The sequence below is a fragment of the Micromonospora foliorum genome (assembly GCF_022229015.1).
Classification (GTDB): domain Bacteria; phylum Actinomycetota; class Actinomycetes; order Mycobacteriales; family Micromonosporaceae; genus Micromonospora; species Micromonospora foliorum.
Window position 1 is genome coordinate 1 of record NZ_JAKKFF010000323.1, and the last position, 6285, is coordinate 6285.

The following is a 6285-nucleotide window of genomic DNA, read 5'->3' on the forward strand; positions in this document are numbered from 1 at the left end:
GGCGGCGGCGTTGTCCCCGGTGCCGGCGCCGAGCAGCGCGCCGCCCGGCCCGCCCAGCTCGTCGGCGAGCTTCCCCGCCGACTCGGCCGGACCGAGCACCTCGGGCACCACCAACCGCCGGCCGAAGCCCCGCTCCAGCAGGTCCAGTCGGTAGTCGCCGGTCGCCGGCGACCAGTAACCGGTGCCGCTGGCGTCGCCCCGGTCGGTACGCAGCGCGCCCAACCCCGGTGCCCCGGCCAGCCGCCAGGTCAGCCAGTCGTGGGGCAGGCAGATGGCGGCCACCCGGGCGGCCAGCTCGGGTTCGTGCCGGGCCAGCCACCGCAGCTTGGTGATGGTGAAGCTGGCCACCGGAACGCTGCCGGTGGCCTCGGCCCAGAACCGGCTTCCGGCCGAGCCGCCGCCGGCCTCCTCGATGAGGTCGGCGGCGGCGTCGGCGGATCGGGTGTCGTTCCACAGCAGCGCCGGGCGGACGACCCGGCCGTCCTCGTCGAGACACACCATGCCGTGCTGCTGGCCGGCGACGGAGATCGCCGCCACGTCGGCCAACCCGCCGGCCTGTTCGGCGGCGCTGCGCAGCGCCTGCCACCAGGCTTCCGGGTCGACCTCCGTGCCGTCCGGGTGCGGTGCCCGGCCCTGCCGGAGCAGGGCGCCGGTCTCCGCGTCCCGGATCACCACCTTGCAGGACTGGGTGGACGAGTCAACGCCTGCGACCAACGGCATGGCGGGGCCTCAGCGGGCGCCGAGCAGGTGCTCGACGGCGAGCTGGTTGAGCCGGACGAAGGCGAAGCCCCGGGCGGCCACCGCGTCGACGTCGACGTCCTCGAACGCGGACCGGTCGGCCAGGAACGCCTCGTAGCCCTCGCCGTCGCCGAGCGTCGGCGTGCTCAGCTCGCCGACCTTGCTGGCGGCGAGCGCCTCGATCACCTCGGGGTCGGCGCGGAACGCCGCCGCGCGCTCCTTGAGTAGCAGGTAGGTGCTCATGTTGGCGGCTGCGGAGGCCCACACGCCGTCCATGTCCTCGGTGCGGGAGGGCTTGTAGTCGAAGTGCCGCGGCCCGTCGTAGGTCGGCCCGCCGTTGGGGCCGCCGTTCTCCAGGAGGTCCACCAGGGCGAACGCGTTCATCAGGTCACCGTGGCCGAAGACCAGGTCCTGGTCGTACTTGATGCCGCGCTGTCCGTTGAGGTCCAGGTGGAACAGCTTGCCCTGCCAGAGCGCCTGGGCGATGCCGTGGGCGTAGTTGAGCCCGGCCATCTGCTCGTGGCCGACCTCCGGGTTGAGACCGACCAGCTCCGGGTGGGCCAGCTGGGAGATGAAGCCGAGCGCGTGCCCGATGGTGGGCAGCAGGATGTCGCCGCGCGGCTCGTTGGGCTTGGGCTCCAGGGCGAACCGCAGGTTGTAGCCCTTGTCGATGGTGTACTGGGTGAGCAGGTCCACGGCCTCGCGGTAGCGGTCCAGGGCGGCGCGGACGTCCTTGGCGAGGTCGTACTCGGAGCCCTCGCGGCCACCCCACATGACGAAGGTGCTGGCACCCAGCTCGGCGGCCAGGTCGACCTGCCGGATCACCTTGCGCAACGCGAAGCGGCGGACGTCGCGGTCGTTGCTGGTGAAGCCGCCGTCCTTGAAGATGGGGTGGGTGAAGAGGTTGGTGGTGACCATGGGCACCACGAGGCCGGTCTCGTCGAGCGCCTTGCGGAACCGGGCGATGTGCTGGTCCCGGGCGGCGGCGTCGGCGCCGAACGGGATCAGGTCGTCGTCGTGGAAGGTGATGCCGTACGCGCCCAGCTCGGCGAGCCGGTGCACTGCCTCGACCGCGTCGAGCTCGGGACGGGTGGCGTCACCGAACGGGTCGCGGGCCTGCCAGCCCACGGTCCAGAGCCCGAAGGAGAACTTGTCGGCGGGGGTGGGACGGGGTGCCATGAGCGACCTCCGGGTGGTGTTGTCCGCTATTTGTTCAGCGATTGAATTATTTGCCCACCCTATGGCAGTGTCAAGGGGGTGAGCCTCACCCACGCCCCGGCCGGCGCAGTCCGTCAGGGCAGCCTGCGCGAGCTCAACCTCGCCCTGGTCCTCGGCCGGATCGCCGCGGCCGACCGACCTCCCTCCCGGGCCGACCTGGCGACCGCGACCGGCCTGACCAGAGCCACCGTGTCCGCGGTGGTCGAGGACCTGCTCGCCGGCCGGCTGGTCAGTGAGTCCGATCCCGCGCCCCGATCCGGCGCCGGCCGCCCGGCGCGCGGACTGGTCCTGGCCGACCAGGGGCCGGCGGGGCTCGGCCTGGAGGTCAACGTCGACTACCTGGCGGTGTGCGTGGTGGACCTCGCCGGCCAGGTCCGGCACCGCACGGTGCACCGGGCCGACCTGCGCCCGGTGGCCCCCGCCGACGCCCTGGCCCGCCTCGTCGAGATGGCCGGGGCAGCCCGCGAGGACGCTGCCCGGCACGGCCTCACCCTGGTCGGGGCCGCGCTCGCGGTGCCCGGCCTGGTGGACGACGCCGGGCTGGTCCGGCTCGCGCCGAACCTCGGCTGGCGTGACGTGCCGGTGCCCGCGCTGCTCGCCGAGCACCCTCCGCTGGTCGAGCAGGTGCCCGGTGTCCCCGCGCTGACGGTGGACAACGAGGCCAACCTCGCCGCGCTCGGCGAGCTGCACTCTCAGCCACCCGGCCCGTCCAGCTTCCTGCACATCTCCGGAGAGGTGGGCATCGGCGCCGGCATCGTGCTGGACGGCGCGCTGTTTCGCGGCGTACGCGGGTGGAGCGGCGAGATCGGGCACCTTCCGGTCCACCCCGAGGGCCGCCCGTGCCGCTGCGGCGGGCAGGGCTGCCTGGAGCAGTACGCCGGGCAGGAGGCGATCGTGGCCGCCGCAGGGCTGGCCCGGGCCGAGCTTCCGGCGGACACCGCGACGGCCCGGCTCGCCGAGTTGGCCGAGGCCGGCGACGCCAACGCGCTGCGGGCGCTGCACGACGCCGGAACGGCGCTCGGTGTCGCGGTGGCCAGCGTCGTGAACCTGCTCGACCTGGACACCGTGGTGCTCGGTGGCGGTTACGCGGCGCTCGCACCCTGGTTGTGCCCCCCGGTCCTCGCCGAGATCAGCGCCCGGGTGCTCACCGCCGCCTGGTCGCCGGTCACGGTCCGGCCGTCGAGGCTCGGCGCGGAGGCCGCCGCGGTAGGCGCCGCCGGCTCGGTGGCCCGCCGGATCGTCGCCCAGCCCGCCGGCTGGCTGGCCCGCTCCGGCTGATCGCCACCCCGCGCCGTGGGCCTCTCTCGGGGAGGATCGGTACGCTTGCCTCCAGGCAACGATCCCCGGTGAGGAGTCGAGAAGCAGCATGCGCACACGTCGTCAGACGCGAGCCGGCGTCCGGCGGTGACCACCACCCGGCAACCCGGCGGCACCCCGTTGCCGGCGGACGAGCGGTTGGCCCGTGAGTTGCTGGACGGGCTCGCCGAGGCGGTGCTGACCACGGACGGGACCGGCCGGGTCACCCTGGTCAACGCCATGGCGGCCGAGCTGATCCCGGAGATCGACGCCGGCACCGAGCTGGCCGGCTGCCCGGTGGCGGCCCTGGCCCGGGCGGCACGGCCCGGGACACGCCGGTCGTGCCGGCCGCCCGCGTCCCACCGCACGGCGACGGGCCGGCCGAATCCGGCTACCACCCGCCGGCAGCCGCGACCCACCACGCCGGGCCGGTGCCGAACCCCCTGCTGGTCGGTGGCGTACAGTCGGCATCGGCGCGGACCTCCTGGAGCGACACGACCGGGGTGCGCAGCGGCGCCGCGAAGGACGTCGGACGGCTCCGACGCCGGGTGGGTCGTCGGGAGGGGGCAACGAGCACATGGCTGGCAACGGTGACCGTGCCGAGACCTGGACGTCGGAGCTCCGCGAGCAGCAGGCCACGCTCGGCGCGGACCTGGGTCCTGCGGACCCGGCTGCCTACACGATGCGCAAGCCCATTCCCGAGCCGATGCCGACCGACCGGCACGGCCCCGCGCGCATCATCGCGATGGCCAACCAGAAGGGTGGCGTGGGCAAGACCACCACCACCATCAACCTGGGCGCGGCCCTCGCCGAATACGGCCGCAAGGTGCTGCTCGTCGACTTCGACCCGCAGGGCGCCCTCTCGGTGGGGCTGGGCGTCAACCCGCACAACCTCGACCTGTCCGTCTACAACCTGCTCATGCAGGACGACGTGATCGCCGAGGACGTCCTCATCAAGACCGACGTGGCGGGCCTGCACCTGCTGCCGGCCAACATCGACCTCTCCGCCGCCGAGATCCAGCTCGTCAACGAGGTCGCCCGGGAGATGGCCCTGGCCCGGGTCCTGCGCACGGTCCGCAAGGAGTACGACTACATCCTGATCGACTGCCAGCCGTCGCTCGGTCTGCTGGCGATCAACGCGCTGACCGTCGCGCACGGTGTGCTCATCCCGCTGGAGTGCGAGTTCTTCAGCCTGCGCGGTGTGGCACTGCTGCTGGACACCATCGACAAGGTGCGCGAGCGGCTCAACTTCGACCTGGAGCTCGAAGGCATCCTCGCCACCATGTACGACAGCCGCACCACGCACTGCCGCCAGGTCCTCCAGCGGGTGGTCGAGGCGTTCGGCGACAAGGTCTACCAGACGGTCATCACCAAGACGGTGAAGTTCCCCGAGTCCACCGTGGCCGGTGCCCCCATCACGACGATGGACCCGGCCTCCTCCGGGGCACGTAACTACCGTCAGCTGGCCCGCGAGGTGATCGCCGCCCAGTCGGAGCGGTAGCCGGAACTCCCGGTGCCCGCCTCGTGGACTACGGTCGTCCGGTGACCGCGCCACCCCTCGACCCGCCCGACACCGCCGCTGTGGCCGTGGTCGACGGTGTGCAGCCCGCCGGGTTCACGGTCCGGCTGGCCAACTTCACCGGCCCGTTCGACCTGCTGCTGCAACTGATCGGCAAGCACAAACTCGACGTCACCGAGGTGGCCCTGCACACGGTCACCGACGAGTTCATCGCCTACATCAGGGCGATGGGCGACAACTGGGACCTGGACGAGGCCAGCGAGTTCCTGCTCATCGCCGCGACCCTGCTCGACCTGAAGGCGGCCCGGCTGCTGCCCGCCGCCGAGGTCGAGGACGAGGCCGACCTGGCCCTGCTGGAGGCACGGGACCTGCTGTTCGCCCGGCTGTTGCAGTACAAGGCGTACAAGGAGGCGGCGGCGCACATCGCCGAGCTGGAGGCCGTCGGCGGCCGACGGTACCCGCGCGCGGTCAGCCTGGAGCCCCGATACGCCGAGGCGCTGCCCGACCTGGTGCTCGGCATCGGCCCCCAGCGGCTGCTGAAGCTTGCCGTGAAGGCGATGACCCCGAAGCCGGTGCCGGAGGTCTCCATCGCCCACGTGCACATGGTCCGGGTCAGTGTCCGGGAACACGCGGCCATCCTCACCGCCCGGCTGCGCCGCGCCGGCACGGCCACGTTCTCGCTGCTCTGCGCCGACTGCGAGGCCACCCTGGAGGTGGTGGCCCGGTTCCTCGCGCTGCTGGAGCTGTACCGGGAGGGCCTGGTGTCCTTCGTGCAGGAGCAGGCCCTGGAGGAGCTGACCGTGCGCTGGACCGGCCCGGCCGACGGCGACACCGAGCTGCACGTCGACGAGTACGCCGGCACCCCGGCCGACCCGGAGTCGCCGGAGCCCGGGCCTGAGCCGGCGGGGGCAGAACCTACGGGGGATGGGCCTGCGCTGGCGGGGGCTGAGCCTGCGGGAACTGAGCCCGCGCTGGCGGGGACTGACCTTGTGCCGACGCGGGAGGCCGGCGGGCCGGACGGGACGGGAATGACGGAGGGTGCGCGGGATGAGTGACGAGGAACGCCGGGACTCACTGGCCGCCCAGGCTGCCGCCTGGGTCCCGCCGTGGGACCGCCCCCGCCGGCCCACCGCCGACAACACCCCCACGCCGCTGGACGAGCCAGCCGCACCACCGGACACCGAAGAACCTGAAGCGGCGCCGCCCCGACCCGAGCCCGACACCGCCATTTCCGCTGACCCGGACGCGGTCGCGTCGGACTCGGCGCAGGCCGACCCGGACGGGCAGAGCGCGGGCGACGCCGACCCGGGGTCAGGCCATGCTGAGGTGGCCTCGGCCGGGGTTGGCTCGGGCGAGTCAGATCTTGTCGAGGCGCCCTCGGGCGAGGTGCGCTCGGCGGGGCCGGAGCTCGGGGCGGTGCCGGAGCACACGGCGGGGCCGGATTCCGGGGCGGTGACCGAGCACACGGCGGGGCCGGAGCTCGGGGCCGGGACGGAGGGCGCGGCGGGGGAGTC

Annotated in this window: 5 protein-coding genes and 1 pseudogene; 4 read left to right on the forward strand and 2 right to left on the reverse strand. The window is 73.5% G+C overall.

Annotated elements, in window-relative coordinates; genetic code table 11:
• Positions 1-720, reverse strand: a 720-nt coding sequence (locus PSH25_RS22460) for an FGGY family carbohydrate kinase (protein ID WP_274527801.1), incomplete at its 3' end; no start/stop codon positions are given.
• A gap of 9 nt (positions 721-729) precedes the next feature.
• Entirely contained in the window at positions 730-1917 is a 1188-nt protein-coding gene (gene xylA / locus PSH25_RS22465; protein ID WP_238660948.1) for a xylose isomerase, read from the reverse strand.
• Positions 1918-1995: 78 nt separating this feature from the next.
• On the opposite strand from xylA, the gene PSH25_RS22470 reads away from it, so the two are divergent.
• From PSH25_RS22470 to PSH25_RS22485, 4 genes and pseudogenes are all read left to right on the forward strand, one after another.
• Positions 1996-3234 carry an ROK family transcriptional regulator gene (locus tag PSH25_RS22470; protein ID WP_238660949.1) on the forward strand — a complete coding sequence of 413 codons (1239 nt, stop codon included), beginning with the start codon at positions 1996-1998 and terminating at the stop codon, positions 3232-3234.
• A gap of 595 nt (positions 3235-3829) precedes the next feature.
• The gene (locus PSH25_RS22475; RefSeq protein ID WP_124862901.1) at positions 3830-4753 is read left to right on the forward strand and encodes a ParA family protein; all 924 of its coding nucleotides are present in this window, start codon (positions 3830-3832) and stop codon (positions 4751-4753) included.
• 41 nt (positions 4754-4794) lie between these two features.
• Positions 4795-5826, forward strand: a complete 1032-nt coding sequence (locus tag PSH25_RS22480) for a segregation and condensation protein A (RefSeq protein WP_372492827.1) — start codon at positions 4795-4797, stop codon at positions 5824-5826.
• Positions 5819-6285: pseudogene (locus PSH25_RS22485) on the forward strand (hypothetical protein); the annotation flags it as partial. The gene PSH25_RS22480 and the pseudogene PSH25_RS22485, both read left to right, overlap by 8 nt.

What these genes read in the sequence shown, in the direction of transcription:
- PSH25_RS22475 (WP_124862901.1), top strand. Translation starts at nt 3,830, where the DNA reads ATGGCTGGCAACGGTGACCGTGCCGAGACCTGGACGTCGGAGCTCCGC.
- xylA (WP_238660948.1), bottom strand. Translation starts at nt 1,917, where the DNA reads ATGGCACCCCGTCCCACCCCCGCCGACAAGTTCTCCTTCGGGCTCTGG.